Raw genomic sequence first — 19,652 nt, 5'->3', positions numbered from 1 at the left:
CCATCGCCGGACGGGCTCAGGCCCGTCCGGCGATGGCGTTTCTCCGTGCTGTTTCACGTGAAACGCGGGGCGCCCTGACTCCCCGGTCAGCGCGTGGCGCCCGTGACCAGCCAGTGGCCGGACCGGGTGCGCAGCCACAGCGTCACCATGCGGACCGCCATCATCAGCGTCATGGCCCACCACAGGGCGGTGAGTCCGCCTCCGAGCACCGGTACCAGCAGGGCGACCGGCGCGAAGACGGCCAGGGTCACCACCATCGCCTTCGCCAGATAGGGACCGTCGCCCGCGCCCATCAGCACACCGTCCAGTACGAAGACGATGCCCGACACCGGCTGGGTGACCGCCACCACCAGAAGGGCGGGCAGCAGGGTGTCCTGGACCAGCTGATCGCCGGTGAACAGCGGGATGAACATCGGGCGCGCCAGCACGATGAGCACCCCGAGCCCCACGCCGGAGACCACACCCCACTGCACCATGCGGCGGCAGACGTCCCTGGCGCCCCGGGGGTCGTTCGCGCCCAGATAACGGCCGATGATCGCCTGCCCGGCGATGGCGATGGCGTCGAGCGCGAAGGCCATCAGGCTCCACAGCGACAGGATGATCTGGTGCGCGGCGACCTCGGCGTCACCGAGACGGGCCGCGACAGCGGTGGCGATCATCAGGACCGCGCGCAGGGAGAGCGTACGGACCAGCAGGGGGACGCCCGCGTGGGCGCTGGCTCGTATCCCGGCGGCGTCGGGCCGGAGCGAGGCCCCGTGGCGGCGTGCCCCTCGTACGACGACCACCAGATAGGCCGCGGCCATGCCGAACTGCGCCATGACGGTGCCCCAGGCGGAACCGGCGATGCCGAGGCCGGCCCCGTAGACGAGCACCACGTTGAGGACGGCGTTGGCGCCGAAGCCGCCGATGGCGACGTACAGCGGGGTCCGGGTGTCCTGGAGACCGCGCAGGACGCCGGTAGCCGCCAGGACGACCAGCATCGCGGGGATACCGAGGCTGGAGATGCGCAGATAGGTGATCGCGTACGGGGCGGCGGTCTCCGATGCGCCGAAGACATCGACGAACCAGGGCGCCAGGGGGAGGGTGACGGCGATGACGGCGGCGCCCAGCAGCAGGGCGAGCCAGATCCCGTCCATGCCCTGCCGGATGGCGGCCTGAAGATCACCCGCGCCGACGCGGCGCGCGACGGCCGCCGTGGTGGCGTAGGCGAGGAAGACGAACACGCTGACGGCCGTGCCCAGCAGGGCCGCCGCGATCGCCAGTCCGGCGAGCTGCGGAGTGCCGAGATGGCCGACGATCGCGCTGTCGACCATCAGGAAGAGCGGCTCGGCGACCAGGGCGCCGAAGGCGGGCACGGCGAGGGCGATGATCTCGCGGTCGTGACGCCGCCGGGCGGCCTTGGCACCCGTGTCCGGTCCCTTGTCGAGCCGGTCGCCGGGGTCGCCGCCCCGACCGCTGTCGGAGCCGGGACCGGATGCCGTGGGGACCTGTTTCATGCGCTCAATCTAATCTTCCACAGGTAAGAGATGCAACGCGACTGTGATCCTTACTTGCCGAGGAGATCCGGGCACTGCTGTGCGCCGTTTGCTCGGATCTTGGACCAGCTTGGAAAGTTTTTCTCCCCCACAGCCGGTGGATGGAGAAAGCCCAGCTCAGAGCTGGTGTGGTGGAGGCGGCGCGAGGTTGTCCACAGTGCTGTCCCCCGGTCCGTGCACAGGTTCGCCGGAGTTCTCCACAGCATATGGTCCTTCGTCCACATGGCCTGTGGATAACCAGATTGGCGGACGGTCCCGGCGGGCCTACCGTGGACCGACGTCCGACGCGCCGGAACCGGAGTCAGGCCACTCGATTTGTCAGTGTCGTGCCGTAGAAAGAGTGGCACGGCGAGGTCCGCTCAGCGGACGGGAGGAGGTGGCCGGATGAGCATCCCCGAGCCATTGGACGACCCCTGGACCGAAGCCGGTCCCGGTGATCGTCTGCCGGTCTCCCGCCAGCGCCGAGGTGAGGGAAGGGGCCGCGACGAGCAGCACGAGCGCGGCAGGGACAACGCCGCGTGGGACGGCGGATCCCCCGGTTTCGAGCGCGTGCCTCCCCAGGACCTGGACGCCGAACAGTCCGTCCTCGGCGGCATGTTGCTCTCCAAGGACGCCATCGCCGACGTCGTGGAGATCATCAAGGGCCACGACTTCTACCGCCCCGCGCACGAGACGGTCTTCCAGGCGATCCTCGATCTGTACGCGAAGGGCGAGCCGGCTGACCCCATCACGGTGGCCGCCGAGCTGACCAAGCGCGGTGAGATCACCCGGGTCGGCGGAGCCTCCTATCTGCACACGCTGGTCCAGTCGGTGCCGACGGCGGCGAACGCGTCGTACTACGCGGAGATCGTGCACGAGCGCGCGGTGCTGCGCCGTCTCGTCGAGGCCGGTACCAAGATCACACAGATGGGATACGCGGCGGACGGCGACGTCGACGAGATCGTCAACTCCGCCCAGGCCGAGATCTACGCGGTCACCGAGCAGCGCACCAGCGAGGACTACCTGCCCCTCGGCGACATCATGGAGGGCGCGCTCGACGAGATCGAGGCGATCGGTTCACGCAGCGGTGAGATGACGGGTGTGCCGACGGGGTTCACGGACTTCGACTCGCTCACCAACGGGCTGCACCCCGGCCAGATGATCGTCATCGCGGCCCGTCCCGCCATGGGAAAGTCGACGCTCGCGCTGGACTTCGCGCGCGCGGCCTCCATCAAGAACAACCTGCCGAGCGTCATCTTCTCCCTGGAGATGGGGCGCAACGAGATCGCGATGCGCCTGCTCTCGGCGGAGGCGCGGGTGGCGCTGCACCACATGCGTTCCGGGACGATGACGGACGAGGACTGGACACGGCTGGCCCGCCGGATGCCGGACGTCTCGCAGGCGCCGCTGTACATCGACGACTCGCCGAACCTGTCGATGATGGAGATCCGCGCCAAGTGCCGTCGGCTCAAGCAGCGCAACGGACTGAAGCTGGTGGTCATCGACTACCTCCAGCTGATGCAGTCCGGCGGTTCGAAGCGCGCGGAGAGCCGCCAGCAGGAGGTCTCGGACATGTCGCGAAACCTCAAGCTGCTGGCGAAGGAGCTGGAGCTGCCGGTGATCGCGCTCTCCCAGCTGAACCGTGGCCCCGAGCAGCGTACGGACAAGAAGCCGATGGTCTCCGACCTGCGTGAGTCGGGCTCCATCGAGCAGGACGCGGACATGGTGGTGCTGCTCCACCGCGAGGACGCGTACGAGAAGGAGTCACCCCGCGCGGGCGAGGCGGACCTGATCGTGGCCAAGCACCGTAACGGCCCGACGGCGACGATCACGGTGGCGTTCCAGGGCCACTACTCACGCTTCGTGGACATGGCACAGACCTGAGCGACCCGGCCGCGCAGGGGCGCGCCCGCGCAGCCCTCCGCGCCCGCTCGGCACCGCGGGAGCTCAGCCGCGCAGCATCGCGTTGAGCCGGGCGGCCTGGCGCGTGAGGTGGTCGCGCTCCGGCAGGCTGGTCGCCGATCGGGCGGCCTCGGCGTAGAGGCGGGCCGCCGTCTCCGGGGCACCGTCACGCTCGTGCAGATACGCCGCGACGGCGGTGTGGCGGGGCAGGGCGGGGTCGAGTTCCGCCAGGGCGGCGAGACCGGCCCGCGCGCCGTCCGCCTCGCCGACCGCGACGGCCCGGTTGAGACGGGCCACCGGGTTGTCGGTGAGCCGCACCAGTTCGTCGTACCACTCCACGATCTGCACCCAGTCGGTCTCCTCGGCCGACCGGGCATCGGCGTGCAGCGCGGCGACGGCGGCCTGGGCCTGGAACTCGCCCAGCCGGTCGCGGGCGAGGGCCGCCTGGAGCACGTCGACGCCCTCGGCGATCAGACGCGTGTCCCACAGCTCCCGGTCCTGCTCCGCGAGAGGTACCAGCCTGCCGTCGGGGCCGGTCCGTGCCCGGCGGCGGGCGTGGTGGAGCAGCATGAGCGCGAGCAGGCCGGCGACCTCCTCGTGGTGGATCCCGGCCGCGAGCTGACGGGTGAGCCGGATCGCCTCGCCGGCGAGGTCGACGTCGCCGGAGTAGCCCTCGTTGAAGACCAGATAGAGCACCCGCAGCACGGTGGCGATGTCACCGGGCCGGTCGAACCGGACGCCGGAGACGGTCCGCTTGGCCCGGCTGATGCGCTGGGCCATGGTCGCCTCCGGCACGAGGTAGGCCCGCGCGATCTGGCGTGTGGTCAGGCCGCCGACCGCGCGCAGCGTGAGCGCGACGGCCGAGGCCGGTGTCAGGGACGGGTGGGCGCACCGGAAGTACAGCTGGAGCGTGTCGTCCACCGCCTCGCCCGCGCCGGGGGCGGGCTCGCTCTCGACGCGCTCCTCGCGGTGCCGTCGTGAGGTCTCGGCGCGGGCGGTGTCGAGGAACTTGCGCCAGGCCACGGTGACCAGCCAGCCCCTGGGGTCGCGGGGCGGGTCGTCCGGCCAGACGCGCAGGGCCTCGACCAGGGCGTCCTGCACGGCGTCCTCGGCCGACGCGAAGTCCGCTCCGCGCCGGACGAGGACCCCGATCACCGCGGGGGTGAGGGCGCGCAGCAGCGCCTCGTCCATGTGCGTCACTCCGTGACGGTCGGGGGCTCGCCGAGGAACGGGCGCAGTTCGAGCCATTCGTGGATGGGCTTCCCGCCGGCGCCCGGAGCCGCGGACAGCTCGGCGGCCAGTTCGAGCGCCCGCTCGTAGGTCTCGACGTCGATCACCATCCAGCCCGCGATGAGGTCCTTGGTCTCCGCGAACGGGCCGTCGGTGACCGGCGGCCGTCCCTCGCCGTCGTAGCGGACGAATGTGCCCTCCTCGGAGAGCGCCTGGCCGTCGACGAACTCGCCGGTGCCTTCGAGCCGGGTGGCGAAGTCACGCATGTACTGCACGTGGGCCACGACCTCCTCCGGCTCCCACTCGTTCATCGGCACGTCGTTGACCGCGGCCGGAGCGCCCCGGTAGTGCTTGAGCAGCAGGTACTTGGCCATGATCGGTTCTCCTCGGTGCTGTACGGCCCAGTGTGGCCGCGTTCATCCCTGGGACGGAGCCGCGTCGGGGTTCTCGACATCCTGCCGCGAAAAAGTTTCCGGCGGACTTCGAATCCCCGAGGGTCCGCCGGAAAGGCGCTGTGCATCGGGCGCCAGGGACGTCCGCGAAGTGCCGCCCGGCCACGTGACGCCCGGCACGGAGCATCTCCCCGTAGACCCGAAGAGGGGACGGGAGGGGCCCCGGCGTGGTCGGATCCGGCCGAGTGCGCCCGATACGTAGCTCCGGTAGGAGGCCGGCCACTCCGGCACCTTCGGTGCACCGCGCCAGACGTCGCGGGCCTCGCTCCGAGGGCCCTGGCCCCGCTCGGCGGACGGGGCTACTCCGCGGACGCCCCTGGGGCCTGTCGTGTGGATCTTGCCGGGCTCGCGTGCCCCGGCACGCACGCTCGCCGCGTTGGCGGCGGAGGAGGGAGGCATGCCTCCGCCATGCCTCCCTCCTCCGCCCTGCGTTCACGCACCAGACCCCCGCCGCCGCTCAGGGCCGGTACATCAGCCGGCGTAGCAGCGTCTCCGCCGGCCCGCGGTGCCCGGCGCGTTCCAGGGCGTACGCCCCCGCGACCGTGACCAGCCAGACCCCGACGGCCACGAGCGCCACCGTGGCGCTCGTCAGGTGCTCGCCGAGCCCGAGGCCCCACGCCGCCAGCAGCGGGGCGAAGATCAGGGAGTGTGCGAGATAGCAGGACAGCGAGCGCCTGCCCACCGCGGAGACGGCGCCGACGGCGCGTGCGCCGCGGCGGCCTGATCTGCGGGTCCACCAGTGCGCGAACAGGGCGACCGCGGCGACGTACCCGAGCCCGGCGGCGCCGCCGGTGATGTCCCTGAGCGCGGTGAGGACGCCCGACTCGCTCTGCGCGTCGGCGGGGACGTCGATCGCGCCGATGTGCGCCAGTGCGGCGGGCAGCCCGCCGAGCCAGCCCACCGGGATGCCGATGAGCGCGGTCCTGCGCAGCAGCCGCAGGTGCCGGCCGGGCTCCTCCAGGATCCGGCGCCGTGCCGCCCAGAAGCCGAGCAGGAAGACGAGGTAGGCGCCGCCGATCAGGGACGCGGGTGCGGCGACGAAGGTGACGAACGCCCCGGTGGCCACGCGGGTGCCGGCGGCGGCGAGCCAGCTCTCCTCGCCCGCCGCGTACGCCTCCGCGCCCGGCTCCGCGCCGGCGTCGCCGACGGCGCCCAGATCGCCCTGGAGCAGCACGGTCACCATCGGCTGCGCGGCGCTGAGCACCATCAGCGCCGCTCCGATCCCCATCCACCACATCAGCGCGCGGTCGCCGCGCCGGAGGAAGAGCGGGCCGAGGGCGAGGCTCAACAGTCCGTAGTAGCCGACGATGTCACCCGCCATCAGCAGTGCGGCGTGCAGCAGGCCGATGACGATCAGCAGCAGACTGCGCCGGCGCAGGATCCTGACGACATCGCGCTCGGCGGTTCCCGCGGCCTTCTGACGGAGGAACAGCTGCGTCATCCCGTAGCCGAAGAGGAACGCGAAGAGCGGATAGACCCGCAGGTCCAGCACGGTGATCATGGTGAACTGGACGGCCCGGTCGAGCGGGCCCCCGTTCACGGGCTGCCAGCCGGAGGGGCCGTACCGCGACGCCCACAGATGGAACGCGGTGTTCGACAGCACGATGAACAGCAGCATGAGTCCGCGTGCGAGATCCGGCGCGAGAGCTCGTTCCGAAGGCCGTACGGCCCCGCGAGGGGCCACGGCCGGGGGGCCGGTGGTGGTCGCCGGCTCGGGGTCCGGCCCGGTCTCCTGCGTCGTCTCGGCTGTCATGCCCCCAACGCTAGGAACGGGCTCCGGGGCCGGTAACCCGCCTTCTGTACAGCCGTTTCCGCCCAAGGTATGGCTCGTCGTCACCGCCGGGCCGACCAAAGTAGTGGCGGTGCCGCGCTCCGGGCGGGGGCTCCGCCGGCGGAGGCCCGGTTGCCGAATATGGTCGACGGCGCGGGGCGCGACCGGTAGATGTGGACCATGACCTCACCGTTCGAAGAACTCCTCCCCAGTACGCGACGGGCCCTTCTGCACCGCGTCGCCACCGCGCAGTCCGAAGGGCGCGCCCCCTCGCTCGTGGCCGCGGTCGCGCGCGACGGGCACACGGTCTGGTCCGGCGGACGCGGCGGGGTGGACGGTCATGAGCCGGACGCGGACACCCAGTACCGGATCGGCTCGATCACCAAGTGCTTCACCGCCGTACTGGTGCTGCGGCTGCGCGACGAGGGCCTGCTCGATCTGGCCGACCCGCTGGAGAGGCATCTGCCCGGCACCGGGGTCGGCAAGGTCACCATCGGCCAGCTCCTGGGCCACGCGGCGGGGCTGGCGGCCGAGGCGCCGGCCCCCTGGTGGGAGCGCACACCCGGCACGACGCGGCCCGAACTCGCCGATGTGCTCGGCGAGAACCCGGTGCTGCACCCCGCCGGCCGGCTGTACCACTACTCCAACCCCGGCTACACCCTGCTCGGTTCACTGATCGAGGCGCTGCGCGGGGCGCCCTGGGAGGAGGTGCTGCGGCGGGAGATCCTGGAGCCGCTGTCGATGGGCCGCACGACCACCCGGCCCGTCGCCCCGGCGGCCGGTGGCTGGGCCGTGCATCCCTGGGCGGACGTGATCCTGCCCGAACCCGCCGAGGACCTCGGCCTGATGGCCCCGGCGGGCCAGCTCTGGTCGACGGCGGACGACCTCTGCCGTTTCGGGGCGTTCCTCGCCGGGGGAGACGACCGGGTCCTGAGCGCCGCGTCCGTACAGGAGGCCCGGACTCCCGCCACGCCTCCCGAGAGCGGTCAGTGGGGCGGCGGTTACGGGCTCGGTGTGCAGCTCGTCCACGGGGGCGGCCGTACCTACGCCGGGCACACGGGTTCGCTGCCCGGCTTCGTCGCCGCGCTCTGGGTGAGCGTCGAGGACGGACTGGTCGCCGTCGCGCTTGCCAACGCCACCTCGGGCCCGCTCACCGGTGTCGTCGCCGCCGAACTCATCAATATCGTCGCTGAGGCGGAGCCCCGTGTCCCCGAGCCGTGGCGGCCCCTTCCCGAGGTCGATCCGTCGCTGCTGGAGCTGACGGGTCCCTGGTACTGGGGAGCGACCCCGTACGTCCTGCGCCTGACGGCGGACCGCGGACTGGACCTCGCGCCGCTGCGCGACGCCGGACGGCGCTCCCGGTTCGTGGCCCGCGCGGACGGTACGTGGCAGGGGCTCGACGGCTACTACACGGGGGAGACGCTGAAGGCCGTCCGACGCCCGGACGGCCGGGTGAGCCATCTCGATCTGGGCTCCTTCGTCTACACCCGCGAGCCCTACGAGCCGGGGGACGTGGTCCCGGGCGGAGTGGACGAGCGGGGCTGGCGCGGTCTGTGACGTTTCACGTGAAACCGTGCGTACGGCCGGCCCCGGCGTGGGCGCATGTGGCGGCCGTCCGTCGCCTCAGCCCTCGGTCTCCAGGCTCATCTTGAAGCCCACGTGGGACGCGGTGAACCCGAGCCGCTCGTAGAAGCGCCGGGCGTCCTTGCGCGTCGCGTCGGACGTGAGCTGGACCAACTGGCAGCCCTGGCGCCCGGATTCGTCGATGGCCCACCGGATCAGCCGGGTGCCGAGGTCGGAACCCCGCTCGTCGGCGTGTACGCGTACGCCCTCGATGACCGACCGCGTGGCGCCCCGGCGCGAGATGCCCGCGATGATCGTCAGTTGGAGCGTGCCGACGACGCGCCCGTCGCGCTCGGCGACGACCTGGTACTGATTCGGGTCGTCGGCGAGCCGTGCGAAGGCCCTGCGGTACGGGGTGAGGTCGTCCGGCGACTCGCGTGCCGCGCCCAGCGGATCGTCGGCGAGCATCGCCACGATCTCGGGCAGGTCACCGGCGTCGGCCGACCGTATGCGTAGATCGCTCATGGCTCGCAGATTACGCCGGTCGCGACGGGGCCGGCCGCGCGGGTGCGCGCAACTCCTCCACGGCCCTGACCAGCGGCCCCGGCCCCGGATCGGCCGCCGTGTCCGTGTCCAGGGCCTCTCGCAGCGCGGTGTCGTTGGCCGGCCGCGCCTCGGCGAGAAGCCGGAGCCGTCACGCGGAGGTGCTGAGGCGCTTCTCCGCGGCCCCGCGCCCCGCGCGTTTCCCGGTCGAGGCAGCCCGCACCCGCCGGCCCCGGCGCGTCAGCCCCCAGGGCTTGAGTACCGAGACGACGGTCATGAAGAGATACGCGCCGGTCGCCACCGACGGCGCGGCGACGAGGCTGATGTCGGGCACACCGCCGCTCCCGGCAGCCTGTCCGATCCCCGGCCGCAGCGCGAAGACCGTGGCCGCGCCGGTGACCAGCGTGAGCCAGAACTTGATCCAGACCCAGTGGTACCGGGCCAGTCCCCAGGGCGTTCCCAGGGAGAGCACCAGCCCGCTGACAAGAGTGATCACGACAATGGGCGCGAGCAGCCAGTCGGCGAACACCTTCATCGCACGGTAGGACGCCTCGGTGAGTGAGACGTCCCCGGTGGTGTACGCGGTGATACCGAGTGCGAGCAGACCGAGGGTGAGGCCCAGCCAGCTCACGGAGACGGCGACATGGACGGCGAGGAGTGCCCGGCGGACGGGCCGCTTGAGTGGTTTCACGTGAAACACGGTGCCGCGATCCGTGGCGGAGGGCGTCCGACGGCGGGAGTAACCGCCCGTACTAACCTCGGCGTACATGGAGAGCCCCGGTGAGAACGCCCAGGAACGCCCGCGCACGCTGTATCTGTTCGATCTCGACGGCACGTTGATCCGGGGATCGGCCGCCGCCGTGGAGATCTCCCGGCAGCTCGGTGTGGGTGCCGAGATCGCGGAGCTGGAGCGTGAGTTCCTGACCGCCGGGCTCGCCCCGGACGAGTTCGCCGTCCGGGCCAGGGAGCTGTGGGCCGAGCTGACCACCGCACAGGTCGAGACGGCCTTCGAGGGGGCGCCGTGGCTGGCCGGTATCCGCGAGGTCTGGGCGGACATCCGTGCGCGCGGCGACTACTGCGCCGTGATCACGCTGTCGCCGGACTTCTTCGTCGAGCGGCTGCTGCCGTGGGGAGCGCACGCCACCCATGGCTCACGCTGGCCGGCCCTGCCGTTCACCGGGCCGGTGGACCGGACGGGGATTCTCGACACGGCGGCCAAGGTCCGGATCGCGAACGAGCTGTGCGCGCGGTTCGGTGTCCGGCTCGGTGACTGTGTCGCCTTCGGGGACTCCATGTCCGACGCGGCGATCTTCGCTTCCGTCCCCCGCGCCGTGGCGGTGAACGCGGACCACCATCTGGCCGGGCTCGCCACGCACACCTACCGGGGCGGCGATCTGCGCGAGGCGTTCGACCTGCTGGGCACCCGCCCGCGCCCGCACAGCTGACAGCGACCGGCGCGTCAGCCCAGGTCGGGCGCGTGCATCGCCCGTACGCCCTCGATGTTGCCGTCCAGATAGTGCCGCAGCGACAGCGGTACGAGATGGACGGCGGCGATCCCGACCCGGCTGAACGGCACCCGGACGATCTCGTACTCCCCGCAGGGCTCCTCCACCTCCGGCCCGTGCCGCAGTGACGGGTCCAGCGATTCGAGCCGGCAGACGAAGAAGTGCTGCACCTTCACGCCGGTGACACCGCCGTCCGCGATGTGCTCGACGGTGTCGACGAAGCAGGGCACGACATCGGTGATCTTGGCGCCGAGCTCCTCGTCGACCTCGCGGTGGAGCGCGGCCACGACGGTCGCGTCGTCGGGCTCCACCCCGCCGCCGGGCGTCAGCCAGTAGGGATCCACACCCGGTTTGGTGCGCTTGATCAGGACGAGCTGGTCGCCGTCCAGCAGGATGGCGCGTGCGGTGCGCTTGACCACGGGCCGTTCGGTCATGGAGAGAGCGTGGCCCGATACGGCCGTGCCGAAACTCCCCCGGGGCGCGCCGTCACCAGTCGACCGAAGCACGCAGCAGCCATTCGTGCGCCCGCGCGATGTGCGGAAGGGCCAGTGTGCCGGTCCGTACGGCGAGGAAGTACGTCCGCAGCGGGGGCACCGGCGGATCGTAGAGAGCGACTATCTCCCCGCGTTCCAGCGCCGCTTCGCAGAGGTAGCGGGGCAGTACGGCCAGCCCGGCGCCCGCCGCCGCGCTCTCCAGGACGGCGCGCAGGTCGGGTGCGATGACGGCGCCCGCGGCGGCCGGCCGTGAGTCGAAGACCGACGCCCAGTAGCGCGAGACGAGGGGCAGCGACTCGTGGACCTCCACCACCGGAAGCTGCTCCAGGAGCACATGACCCTCGCGCAGCACGTCGTGGCCCAGCCGCGCCGCCCAGCGCGGCGAGGCGACCAGGATGTGCTCCTCGTCGCAGAGCGGGGTCGAGGTGAGCAGTCCGCCGCGCGGCCGCGCGGTGACGATGGCGAGGTCGTGGTGTCCGGCGGCGAGGCCGTCCAGGAGTTCCTCGGCGTCGGCGAAGAAGGAGGCGCGGAGGGCGAGCCCCTGGCTGATCAGGGAGGTGAGCGCGGGCAGGGCGCGTACGGAGGTGAACTCCGGCGGCCCGGCGAGATGGAGCGTCCGTACGCCGGACTCCTCGTCGAGACCGGTCTCGGTGATCTCGACCAGGGCGTCGAGGTGGGGCGCGGCACGGTGGGCGAGCTCGTCCCCCATGGTGGTGGGGGTGACGCCACGGGCCTGGCGCAGGAACAGCGGGCGCCCCAACTGGCGCTCCAGCGTGCGTATCTGGCCGGTGACCGCGGGCTGGGAGAGCCCGAGGAGGGCGGCGGCGCGGGTGAACGATCCGGCGCGGTGAACGGTGACGAACGTACGCAGCAGGGCCAGGTCCATGGCAGCCCTCCTCAACTTCCGGCCCCGTCCGGACCCGTCCCTGGGCCGGTCGCCGGAACGTCCAACTATAAATAAGTCGATAGGCGGCTGTCGCTACTGTGATTGGACACTGACGCAGAGTCAACTAGCCTTGTTGTGGTGGTTCTTCGCGATGCGGGAACCCGTGGACGGCCCGAGCCACGAGGGGGGAGGCTCGGACCGTCCGTTCCGCCGGGTCCCGCCTGCCGGTTCAGCCGGCGGCTTCCGCCAAGGCGCGCAGGACATCGGCGAGGAGGTCGTCGGGGTCCTCGGCGCCCACGGAGAACCGGACGAAGCCCTCCGGCACCGCGTCGCCGCCCCACCGCCCCCGCCGTTCCGCGGTCGAGCGCAGACCGCCGAAGCTCGTCGCGTCGTCCACCAGCCGCAGCCCGTCCAGGAACCGCTCGGCGTGGTCGCGGTCCGGCAGGACGAACGACACCACGCACCCGTACCGCCGCATCTGCGCCGACGCGAGGGCGTGCGAGGGGTCGTCGGGCAGCCCCGGATACCGCAGCCCGCTCACATCGGCGCGTCCGGCCAGCGCCCGCGCCAGCAGCAGCGCGGTCGCGCACTGGCGGTCGACACGCAGCTGGAGCGTGGACAGCGAGCGGTGGGCGAGCCATGCCTCCATCGGTCCGGGGATGGCCCCGGCGATCTTGCGCCAGCGGCGGACACCCGCGGCAAGCTCGGGATCCTCGCAGGTCACATGGCCCAGGAGGATGTCGCCGTGCCCTGTCGTGCCCTTGGTGTCGCTGGCCACGGAGAAGTCGGCGCCGAGTTCCAGGGGTCGCTGGCCCAGCGGTGTGGCGAGTGTGTTGTCCACGGCGACGAGAGTGCCCTGGTCGTGCGCGGCCCGCACCAGCCGGCGGATGTCACAGACGTCGAGCCCGGGGTTGGACGGGGTCTCGATCCACAGCAGCCGGGCACCGGCCAGCACACCGAGCTGCGCGTCGCCGGCGGTGGGCGCTGTCCGTACCTCGATGCCGTACGCCGTGAGCTGCTCCCGCAGCAGCGGCAGCGCCTGATAGCCGTCGTCCGGCAGGACGACCGCGTCGCCGGTGCGCAGCTGGGAGAAGAGCACCGCCGAGATCGCGGCCATCCCGGAGGCGAACGCGACGGTCTCGACGCGTCGGCCGGGGGCCTCCAGCTCGCCGATGGCACGTTCCAGATGGGTCCACGTCGGATTGGTGTCGCGGCCGTAGGTGTACGGGCCCGTCGGCTCGCCCGGCAGATGGAAGTGGGCGGCGAACACGGGGCCCGGCATGGTCGGTTCGTACTTCACCGGGTCGGGCAGCCCGGCCCGGACGGCGCGGGTGCCGTCCCCGGGGCCGCTGTCCGCGGGCTCCACGGCGTTCCTGGGGTTCACGGGATCCAAGAGGGATCAGTCCTCGTCGGGGAGCACGACGTTCAGCGCCCACGAAACGATCGAGATGATGAGTCCGCCGAGCACCGCCGTCCAGAAGCCGTCGACATGGAAGCTCAGATCGAGCTTGTCGGCGAACCAGGAGGTCAGCATCAGCATCAGCGCGTTCACGACCAGAGTGAACAGACCCAGGGTGACGATGAACAGCGGCAGTGTCAGCAGCTGCACCACGGGCTTGACGACGACGTTCACCACTCCGAAGATCAGCGCCACTATCACCAGCGCCAGCACCTTCTTGCCGGTGCTGTCGCCGGTCAGGGTGATGTCATTGATCAGCCAGATCGCCACGGCCAGTGCTCCGGCGTTGGCGATCGTCTTGACTACGAAATTCTTCATGGTGAGATCGTGGCATGAAGGCATTCCGACTGGACGAGCTGGAGGCGGAACGTGCCGCCAACGACGGGGCGTATCTGCAGTTTGTACGGGAACGGAATATGTCCGTCGGCCTGTACGCACTCGACGCCGGCACCATCGACCCGCAGCAGCCGCACAGCCAGGACGAGGTCTACTTCGTCGTGAGCGGGCGCGCTGCGATCACCGTGGGCATGGAGACGACGCAGGTCGGGCGGGGCAGCGTCGTCTACGTGCCCGCCGGCCAGCCGCACAAGTTCCACCACATCACCGAGGACCTGCGGGTCATGGTCGTCTTCTCCCCTCCGGAGGGGTGAGGCCGGACCCTCACGGTCGCGTCAGGGTCGGATCAGGGGAGTTCCAGGGCCGCGGGGCCCTCCGCTCCGCCCCGCGCCGCTCTAGCATCGGAAGCAGCGGGAACGCTCATCACGTATTCACGCTTCTGCGTGCTTCAGGTACTCACGGAACGAGGTAGGGACGATGGCGGTACGGGAGATTGTCGCGGGAATGCCCTGGTGGGTGAAGTGGATCGCGTTGCCCGTGGTCGTGCTCGTCGTGTTCGGCGGGCTGATCGCGAGCGTGGTCGGATTCGTGATCGGAGTGCTCTTCAAGCTGCTGATCCTGGTGGCCCTGATCGGTGGGCTCGTCTACGGGGTGCGGAAGTTCACATCGTCGTCCTCGCGAGGCGGCTGGTAGCCCGCGCGCCCTCCGCGCCCTCCTCGACCGCCGTACCGCGCCGTACCGTCGTACTGTCGTTCCGCCGCCGTTCCGTCCCCGCCGGGGGCGCCCCCGCCCCGGCCGTTAGCCCGCGCGGGGGAAAGGCGGAGACGAAACCACTCCCACCTCAGAGGCTGCCATTAGAGTGGCAAGCCTCTGCCACCTCCTTCGAAACCAGCGTCGCCGGTCGTTCTGACCAATGCATTGTGTGAGTTCCCGGCGCCGGGCCTCAGACTCTGTCTCGGGTCCCCGGAGGTGTGACAGGCGCGGGGGCGGCCCCCGCGAGCGGGCGCACGCCCGTCGGTACGCCCGGGGGTGACCTTTGGCCACAGCGAGCACGTCAGCTGCCCCTACCCTGATCGGTTCGGTACGGCGCGCGCTGCGTCTGCTGGAGTCGGCCGGCGCCCATCCGAACGGGGCCCCGGCGAAACAGCTCGCCCGTGAGGCCGGCATCCCCCTCCCCACCGCCTATCACCTGCTGCGCACCCTGACCCACGAGGGCTATCTGCGCCGTGAGAAGGGTGTGTTCTTCCTCGGGGAGGCGGTGGACCGCCTGGTGAGCGGCGAAGGCCCGGTGACCGGCGGGGCCCGCCGCACCATGGCCGAGTCGATGGAGTACTGCCGCGATCTGATCGGGGCACCCGTCTATTTCGCGATCTACCGCGAGGGCGAGATCGAGATCGTCGCGGTCGCCGACAGCCCTGCCGCGCCCGCCGTCGCCGAATGGGCGGATTTCCGTGCGACCGGGCACGCGCACGCGATCGGCCAGTGTCTGCTGGGCCAGCTCGACGACGCCGCCCGCCAGGACCATCTGGACCGGTATCCGGTGGGCCGGCTCACCCCCTACTCGGTGGCGGACCGGCGCGCACTGCTGTCGCGCCTCGGTGCCAGGGGGCGTACGGGGCCCTTCCTGGAGCGGCAGGAGTACGTGCTCGGCCAGGTCTGCGCCGCCGTACCCGTCCCGTACGGACGGACGATCGCGGCGCTCGCGACGTCGGTGCCGCTGCACCAGGAGGCAGAACTGCTTCCCAATGTCGAACGACTTTGCAAAGAGATCGGAAACTTGAGCGGCTCGCTGGAATTCTCTATCAGTATCTGAAATATCACTCCTTGTGATCCGTAACTGCGTGTTGGACGATTAAGAAGAGGATCAAGGGGCACCTATATCGGACGTTTCACCCACTAAACCCCCGAAACCCCTCTGAATTTCTTACTCTCCGTAACTTTCCGTCGTCAACTGCGGGGTACATGATGCGCGAGTTGGTTCAGGCCGAAGTCCTGATGAGTTTCCTTGTCTCCGAAGAGCTCTCATTCCGAATTCCCGTGGAACTCCGTTACGAGACGACGGACCCCTACGCGGTGCGCATGACGTTCCATCTGCCCGGCGACGCCCCGGTCACCTGGGCCTTCGGCCGCGAGCTGCTGGTCGACGGCATCAACGAACCCAGTGGCGACGGTGACGTGTACATCTCACCGACCGAGCCCGAAGAGCTCTCCGATGTCCACATCAGGCTCCAGGTCGGCGCCGAACACGCCCTGTTCCGGGTCAGCGCACCCCCGCTGGTGGCCTTCCTCGACCGTACGGACCGGCTGGTCCCACTCGGCCAGGAGATGACGCTCGGGCACTTCGAGACCAACCTGGAGGAGACGCTGGGGCGCATCCTGGCCGAGGAGAACGCGGGCTGACCGCGGATCCGCCGAGGAGCGGCTGATTCCGGCATCCCTCCGGGCGGAGGGCTACGCCTTGCGGCGCCGCCCGCCTCCGCCCCGCGTCCGCAGGCCCCCGAACGGCCGCCCGGAAGGCGCCTTCGGCAGCGGCCCCGTGGGTGGCCCCGACGGCGCTCCCGTCGCCGTCCGCGGCACCCCGCCCCCCTCCGGCACCCCCGGCCGGTCGGCCGACACCACGAGGGCCGCCAGCGCCGTGGTCACCGGCACCGACGCGACCAGTCCGATCGACCCGACCAGGGTCCGTACGATCTCCTGGGCCACCAGCTCGCTGTTGGCCACCGTCGCCACACTGGACTCGGCGATCGAGAAGAGCAGCAGCAGCGGCAGCGCGGCGCCCGCGTAAGCCAGTACGAGCGTGTTGACCACGGACGCGATGTGGTCGCGCCCGATCCGGATGCCCGCCCGGTAGAGGGCGCGCGGCCCCATGTCGGGATTGGCCTGGCGCAGCTCCCAGACCGCGGACGTCTGGGTGACCGTCACATCGTCCAGCACACCGAGCGATCCGATGATGACACCCGCCAGCAGCAGACCGCTCATGTCGATCTCCGGATAGAGCCCGTGGATCAGCCCGGTGTTGTCGTCCGTGTTGCCCGTCAGACTCGCCCAGCCGATGAACAGCGAGCCCAGCAGCCCGATCAGCAGCAGCGAGATGAGCGTGCCGAGCACGGCGACGGACGTACGGGCCGTCAGTCCGTGGCACAGATACAGCGCGAGCAGCATGATCGCGCTGGAGCCGACGACCGCGACGATCAGCGGATTGGAGCCCTGGAGAATCGCCGGGAGGATGAACAGCGTCAGTACGGCGAACGAGATGACCAGCGCGATCAGGGCCATCAGCCCGCGCAGCCGTCCCACCACGACCACCGCGAGCGCGAAGATCCCGGCCAGCAGCGCCATCGGCGTCGTACGGTCCACGTCCGTGACCGAGTACTGGAGATCCCGGGGCGCGTCGGGGGCGTATGCCACCACAACGCCCTGTTTCACGTGAAACTGCCTCGGCGCGTCCGGCTGGACGATCTCGACGAACCTGCGCCCCTTGTCCTTGCCGGTCGTCACCTCGACCGTGGCCTTCGCGCAGTCCCCGGTCTGCGCGCGCTGCGCCTCACGCCCCTGCGGCGTCGTCGTGTCGCCCGTCGGCGGGACCTGAGCGGCGTTCACGTCCTTGCAGTCGATCTGCTCGATCTTCACCACCTGCCCCTGCTCGGTCTGCCGGTCGAAGCCGACACCGGTGCGCTCGTGCGCCGGGGCGCCGCCCGGCCACAGCACGACGAGTCCGACGAGGACGGCCGTGGCGAAGGGAATCAGCACCGCGGCGATCACCTTGCGCAGGTGCTTGGAGACCGGCGCGGCCGGCCCGTGGCTGTGCGAGTGGCCGTGTGTATCGGGTGTCTGCTGGGGTGAGGTCACCGACCGATCATCGCAAGAACGGCGGGGGCCCTCTGTTCAGCACGCCCGGCATCGCGTTAGCGTGGTGGTGCCTTTACACACGCGGGAGCTCGGAGCACCGGGCTGAGAGGACGCTGACTGTGGAGTTCCGGGGCTTCCCCGGATGATCCCTGAGCTGCGTCGACCGCCGAACCTGTTACCGGGTAATGCCGGCGTAGGGAGTAGGTCTCATATGACCGTTCAGGACGCACGCACGCCTGCCGCACGAGCCATCGGCTGGCACAAGGGATACGTGGAAGGATCGCGCCCCGACCTCCGGGTGCCGGTCCGGCAGGTGCACCTCACCAACGGCGACGACGTGACGCTGTACGACACGTCGGGGCCGTACACCGACCCCACCGTCGAAACCGACGTACGGCGCGGTCTCGCACCGCTCCGGGAGAACTGGATCATCGGCCGCGGCGACACCGAGGAGTACGCGGGCCGCCCGGTGCGCCCCGAGGACGACGGCCTCAAGCACACCTCGCCGCGCGGTGGCCTCCGCAATCTCGACGCGGTCTTCCCCGGCCGCCCGCGCCAGCCGCGCCGGGGCCGCGACGGGCAGGCGGTCACCCAACTCGCGTACGCGCGGCGGGGCGACATCACCCCGGAGATGGAGTACGTCGCCCTCCGGGAGAGCGTCCCGCCCGAGGTCGTGCGCGACGAGATCGCCGCGGGCCGCGCCGTACTGCCGGCCAACGTCAACCACCCCGAGATCGAACCGATGATCATCGGCAAGCGGTTCCTGGTGAAGGTCAACGCCAACATCGGCAACTCCGCGGTCACTTCCTCCATCGAGGAGGAGGTCGACAAGATGACCTGGGCCACCAAATGGGGCGCCGACACGGTCATGGACCTCTCCACCGGCCGCAACATCCACACCACCCGCGAGTGGGTGCTGCGCAACTCCCCGGTCCCGATCGGCACCGTGCCGCTCTACCAGGCGCTGGAGAAGGTCGACGGCAGGGCCGAGGAGCTGACCTGGGAGATCTACAAGGACACGGTCATCGAACAGGCCGAGCAGGGCGTGGACTACATGACCGTCCACGCGGGCGTGCTGCTGCGCTACGTGCCGCTCACGGCCCGCCGCAAGACCGGCATCGTCTCGCGCGGCGGCTCGATCATGGCGGCGTGGTGCCTGGCGCACCATCAGGAGTCGTTCCTGTACGAGAACTTCGAGGAGCTGTGCGAGATCCTCGCGTCGTACGACGTGACGTACTCCCTCGGCGACGGTCTGCGGCCGGGCTCGATCGCCGACGCCAACGACGAGGCGCAGTTCGCGGAGCTGCGCACGCTCGGCGAGCTGAACACCGTCGCCAAGCGGCACAACGTGCAGACCATGATCGAGGGGCCGGGCCATGTCCCGATGCACAAGATCAAGGAGAACATCGACCTCCAGCAGGAGATCTGCGAGGAGGCGCCGTTCTACACGCTCGGCCCGCTGACGACGGATGTCGCCCCGGCGTACGACCACATCACCTCCGCCATCGGTGCCGCGATGATCGCCTGGTGGGGCACGGCGATGCTCTGCTACGTGACGCCCAAGGAACACCTGGGGCTGCCCAACCGCGACGACGTGAAGACCGGCGTCATCACGTACAAGATCGCGGCGCACGCGGCGGATCTGGCCAAGGGCCATCCGGGGGCGCGGGAATGGGACGACGCGCTGTCGGACGCGAGGTTCGAATTCCGCTGGGAGGACCAGTTCAACCTGGCGCTCGACCCGGACACGGCACGGGAGTTCCACGACGAGACACTGCCGGCGGAGCCGGCGAAGACCGCGCATTTCTGCTCGATGTGCGGGCCGAAGTTCTGTTCGATGCGGATCTCCCACGACATCCGTCGTGACCACGGCGGTTCGCGAGAGGAGATCGAGGCGGGCATGGCGGCCAAGTCACAGGAGTTCGCGGCAAACGGCAACCGCGTGTACCTGCCGATCGCGGACTGACGCGCGTCGCGTCTCCCGACGGTCCCGTGAGGGCACCGGGTCGGGGAACGCGAGCGGGGCAGGTCCGGTTCCATCCTGGCCGGGGACGGAAGCGGCCTGCCCTGCTCGGTGGTGGTGTGGATTACTCGCCGCTGAGGATCTCGCCGACCTTCTCGGTCAGGCCGTTGGCGATCTCGTCCGCG

Annotated in this window: 19 protein-coding genes and 1 pseudogene; 8 read left to right on the top strand and 12 right to left on the bottom strand. The window is 70.7% G+C overall.

The genetic code is table 11. The features are described 5' to 3' along the window. Positions 1–86: 86 nt before the first annotated feature. Positions 87–1,496: an MATE family efflux transporter gene (locus tag ACZ61E_RS16885; RefSeq protein ID WP_469700391.1), complete on the bottom strand. Its 1,410-nt coding sequence runs from the start codon at positions 1,494–1,496 to the stop codon at positions 87–89. Between the two features lie 423 nt (positions 1,497–1,919). Between ACZ61E_RS16885 and dnaB the strand changes: the two genes are divergently transcribed. Then, the gene (gene dnaB / locus ACZ61E_RS16880) at positions 1,920–3,398 is read left to right on the top strand and encodes a replicative DNA helicase (protein ID WP_078076239.1); all 1,479 of its coding nucleotides are present in this window, start codon (positions 1,920–1,922) and stop codon (positions 3,396–3,398) included. A 63-nt stretch (positions 3,399–3,461) separates the two neighbouring features. Here dnaB and ACZ61E_RS16875 read toward each other — a convergent pair whose 3' ends face one another. From ACZ61E_RS16875 to ACZ61E_RS16865, 3 genes are all read right to left on the bottom strand, one after another. Beyond that, positions 3,462–4,607: an RNA polymerase sigma factor gene (locus ACZ61E_RS16875; RefSeq protein WP_469700483.1), complete on the bottom strand. Its 1,146-nt coding sequence runs from the start codon at positions 4,605–4,607 to the stop codon at positions 3,462–3,464. A gap of 5 nt (positions 4,608–4,612) precedes the next feature. After that, entirely contained in the window at positions 4,613–5,020 is a 408-nt protein-coding gene (locus tag ACZ61E_RS16870) for a YciI family protein (RefSeq protein ID WP_469700390.1), read from the bottom strand. Between the two features lie 535 nt (positions 5,021–5,555). Continuing rightward, positions 5,556–6,851 carry a DUF418 domain-containing protein gene (locus tag ACZ61E_RS16865; protein ID WP_469700389.1) on the bottom strand — a complete coding sequence of 432 codons (1,296 nt, stop codon included), beginning with the start codon at positions 6,849–6,851 and terminating at the stop codon, positions 5,556–5,558. Between the two features lie 198 nt (positions 6,852–7,049). Between ACZ61E_RS16865 and ACZ61E_RS16860 the strand changes: the two genes are divergently transcribed. Then, complete coding sequence (locus ACZ61E_RS16860; protein WP_469700388.1) at positions 7,050–8,426, top strand: serine hydrolase domain-containing protein; 1,377 nt, start codon at positions 7,050–7,052, stop codon at positions 8,424–8,426. Between the two features lie 66 nt (positions 8,427–8,492). On the opposite strand, the gene ACZ61E_RS16855 is transcribed toward ACZ61E_RS16860, so the two are convergent. The 3 genes and pseudogenes from ACZ61E_RS16855 to ACZ61E_RS16845 all read right to left on the bottom strand — a co-directional run bounded on the left by ACZ61E_RS16855 (position 8,493) and on the right by ACZ61E_RS16845 (position 9,666). Beyond that, positions 8,493–8,957 carry a GNAT family N-acetyltransferase gene (locus tag ACZ61E_RS16855; RefSeq protein WP_469700387.1) on the bottom strand — a complete coding sequence of 155 codons (465 nt, stop codon included), beginning with the start codon at positions 8,955–8,957 and terminating at the stop codon, positions 8,493–8,495. A 10-nt stretch (positions 8,958–8,967) separates the two neighbouring features. Further along, positions 8,968–9,123: pseudogene (locus ACZ61E_RS16850) on the bottom strand (MarR family transcriptional regulator); the annotation flags it as partial. A 3-nt stretch (positions 9,124–9,126) separates the two neighbouring features. After that, complete coding sequence (locus tag ACZ61E_RS16845) at positions 9,127–9,666, bottom strand: DUF2269 domain-containing protein (protein WP_469700386.1); 540 nt, start codon at positions 9,664–9,666, stop codon at positions 9,127–9,129. A 76-nt stretch (positions 9,667–9,742) separates the two neighbouring features. Between ACZ61E_RS16845 and ACZ61E_RS16840 the strand changes: the two genes are divergently transcribed. Continuing rightward, on the top strand, positions 9,743–10,420 hold the full coding sequence (locus tag ACZ61E_RS16840; RefSeq protein WP_469700385.1) for an HAD family hydrolase: 678 nt from the start codon (positions 9,743–9,745) through the stop codon (positions 10,418–10,420). A 14-nt stretch (positions 10,421–10,434) separates the two neighbouring features. On the opposite strand, the gene ACZ61E_RS16835 is transcribed toward ACZ61E_RS16840, so the two are convergent. From ACZ61E_RS16835 to ACZ61E_RS16820, 4 genes are all read right to left on the bottom strand, one after another. Then, entirely contained in the window at positions 10,435–10,914 is a 480-nt protein-coding gene (locus ACZ61E_RS16835) for an NUDIX domain-containing protein (RefSeq protein ID WP_469700384.1), read from the bottom strand. Positions 10,915–10,966: 52 nt separating this feature from the next. Further along, a complete protein-coding gene (locus ACZ61E_RS16830; protein ID WP_469700383.1) occupies positions 10,967–11,860 on the bottom strand; it encodes a LysR family transcriptional regulator in 894 nt (297 codons plus the stop codon). A 229-nt stretch (positions 11,861–12,089) separates the two neighbouring features. After that, positions 12,090–13,244, bottom strand: coding sequence for a cystathionine gamma-lyase (locus ACZ61E_RS16825; RefSeq protein ID WP_469700382.1), 1,155 nt, complete (start codon positions 13,242–13,244; stop codon positions 12,090–12,092). A gap of 15 nt (positions 13,245–13,259) precedes the next feature. Beyond that, entirely contained in the window at positions 13,260–13,637 is a 378-nt protein-coding gene (locus ACZ61E_RS16820) for a phage holin family protein (protein WP_469700381.1), read from the bottom strand. Between the two features lie 14 nt (positions 13,638–13,651). On the opposite strand from ACZ61E_RS16820, the gene ACZ61E_RS16815 reads away from it, so the two are divergent. The 4 genes from ACZ61E_RS16815 to ACZ61E_RS16800 all read left to right on the top strand — a co-directional run bounded on the left by ACZ61E_RS16815 (position 13,652) and on the right by ACZ61E_RS16800 (position 16,055). Then, a complete protein-coding gene (locus ACZ61E_RS16815) occupies positions 13,652–13,969 on the top strand; it encodes a cupin domain-containing protein (protein ID WP_469700380.1) in 318 nt (105 codons plus the stop codon). 163 nt (positions 13,970–14,132) lie between these two features. Then, positions 14,133–14,348: a DUF5326 family protein gene (locus tag ACZ61E_RS16810; protein WP_469700379.1), complete on the top strand. Its 216-nt coding sequence runs from the start codon at positions 14,133–14,135 to the stop codon at positions 14,346–14,348. 343 nt (positions 14,349–14,691) lie between these two features. Further along, positions 14,692–15,468, top strand: a complete 777-nt coding sequence (locus ACZ61E_RS16805) for an IclR family transcriptional regulator (protein WP_469700378.1) — start codon at positions 14,692–14,694, stop codon at positions 15,466–15,468. A gap of 152 nt (positions 15,469–15,620) precedes the next feature. Continuing rightward, on the top strand, positions 15,621–16,055 hold the full coding sequence (locus ACZ61E_RS16800) for an SsgA family sporulation/cell division regulator (protein ID WP_469700377.1): 435 nt from the start codon (positions 15,621–15,623) through the stop codon (positions 16,053–16,055). A gap of 51 nt (positions 16,056–16,106) precedes the next feature. On the opposite strand, the gene ACZ61E_RS16795 is transcribed toward ACZ61E_RS16800, so the two are convergent. Then, a complete protein-coding gene (locus tag ACZ61E_RS16795) occupies positions 16,107–17,504 on the bottom strand; it encodes a YibE/F family protein (protein ID WP_469700376.1) in 1,398 nt (465 codons plus the stop codon). A gap of 211 nt (positions 17,505–17,715) precedes the next feature. Between ACZ61E_RS16795 and thiC the strand changes: the two genes are divergently transcribed. Beyond that, entirely contained in the window at positions 17,716–19,470 is a 1,755-nt protein-coding gene (thiC, locus tag ACZ61E_RS16790) for a phosphomethylpyrimidine synthase ThiC (protein WP_469700375.1), read from the top strand. Positions 19,471–19,652 lie beyond the last annotated feature (182 nt).

This window comes from Streptomyces sp. NPDC104581 (assembly GCF_055583685.1).
Note: the sequence above shows the minus strand (reverse complement) of the source record. Positions and strands in the feature narration are given on the sequence as shown.

Excerpts from the sequence above, each read along its gene's own strand:
- ACZ61E_RS16840 (WP_469700385.1), top strand. The coding sequence starts at position 9,743 with ATGGAGAGCCCCGGTGAGAACGCCCAGGAACGCCCGCGCACGCTGTAT.
- ACZ61E_RS16820 (WP_469700381.1), bottom strand. The coding sequence starts at position 13,637 with ATGAAGAATTTCGTAGTCAAGACGATCGCCAACGCCGGAGCACTGGCC.
- ACZ61E_RS16800 (WP_469700377.1), top strand. The coding sequence starts at position 15,621 with ATGCGCGAGTTGGTTCAGGCCGAAGTCCTGATGAGTTTCCTTGTCTCC.
- thiC (WP_469700375.1), top strand. The coding sequence starts at position 17,716 with ATGACCGTTCAGGACGCACGCACGCCTGCCGCACGAGCCATCGGCTGG.
- ACZ61E_RS16855 (WP_469700387.1), bottom strand. The coding sequence starts at position 8,957 with ATGAGCGATCTACGCATACGGTCGGCCGACGCCGGTGACCTGCCCGAG.
- ACZ61E_RS16815 (WP_469700380.1), top strand. The coding sequence starts at position 13,652 with ATGAAGGCATTCCGACTGGACGAGCTGGAGGCGGAACGTGCCGCCAAC.
- ACZ61E_RS16870 (WP_469700390.1), bottom strand. The coding sequence starts at position 5,020 with ATGGCCAAGTACCTGCTGCTCAAGCACTACCGGGGCGCTCCGGCCGCG.
- ACZ61E_RS16875 (WP_469700483.1), bottom strand. The coding sequence starts at position 4,607 with ATGGACGAGGCGCTGCTGCGCGCCCTCACCCCCGCGGTGATCGGGGTC.
- ACZ61E_RS16810 (WP_469700379.1), top strand. The coding sequence starts at position 14,133 with ATGGCGGTACGGGAGATTGTCGCGGGAATGCCCTGGTGGGTGAAGTGG.
- dnaB (WP_078076239.1), top strand. The coding sequence starts at position 1,920 with ATGAGCATCCCCGAGCCATTGGACGACCCCTGGACCGAAGCCGGTCCC.
- ACZ61E_RS16865 (WP_469700389.1), bottom strand. The coding sequence starts at position 6,851 with ATGACAGCCGAGACGACGCAGGAGACCGGGCCGGACCCCGAGCCGGCG.
- ACZ61E_RS16885 (WP_469700391.1), bottom strand. The coding sequence starts at position 1,496 with ATGAAACAGGTCCCCACGGCATCCGGTCCCGGCTCCGACAGCGGTCGG.
- ACZ61E_RS16835 (WP_469700384.1), bottom strand. The coding sequence starts at position 10,914 with ATGACCGAACGGCCCGTGGTCAAGCGCACCGCACGCGCCATCCTGCTG.
- ACZ61E_RS16830 (WP_469700383.1), bottom strand. The coding sequence starts at position 11,860 with ATGGACCTGGCCCTGCTGCGTACGTTCGTCACCGTTCACCGCGCCGGA.
- ACZ61E_RS16860 (WP_469700388.1), top strand. The coding sequence starts at position 7,050 with ATGACCTCACCGTTCGAAGAACTCCTCCCCAGTACGCGACGGGCCCTT.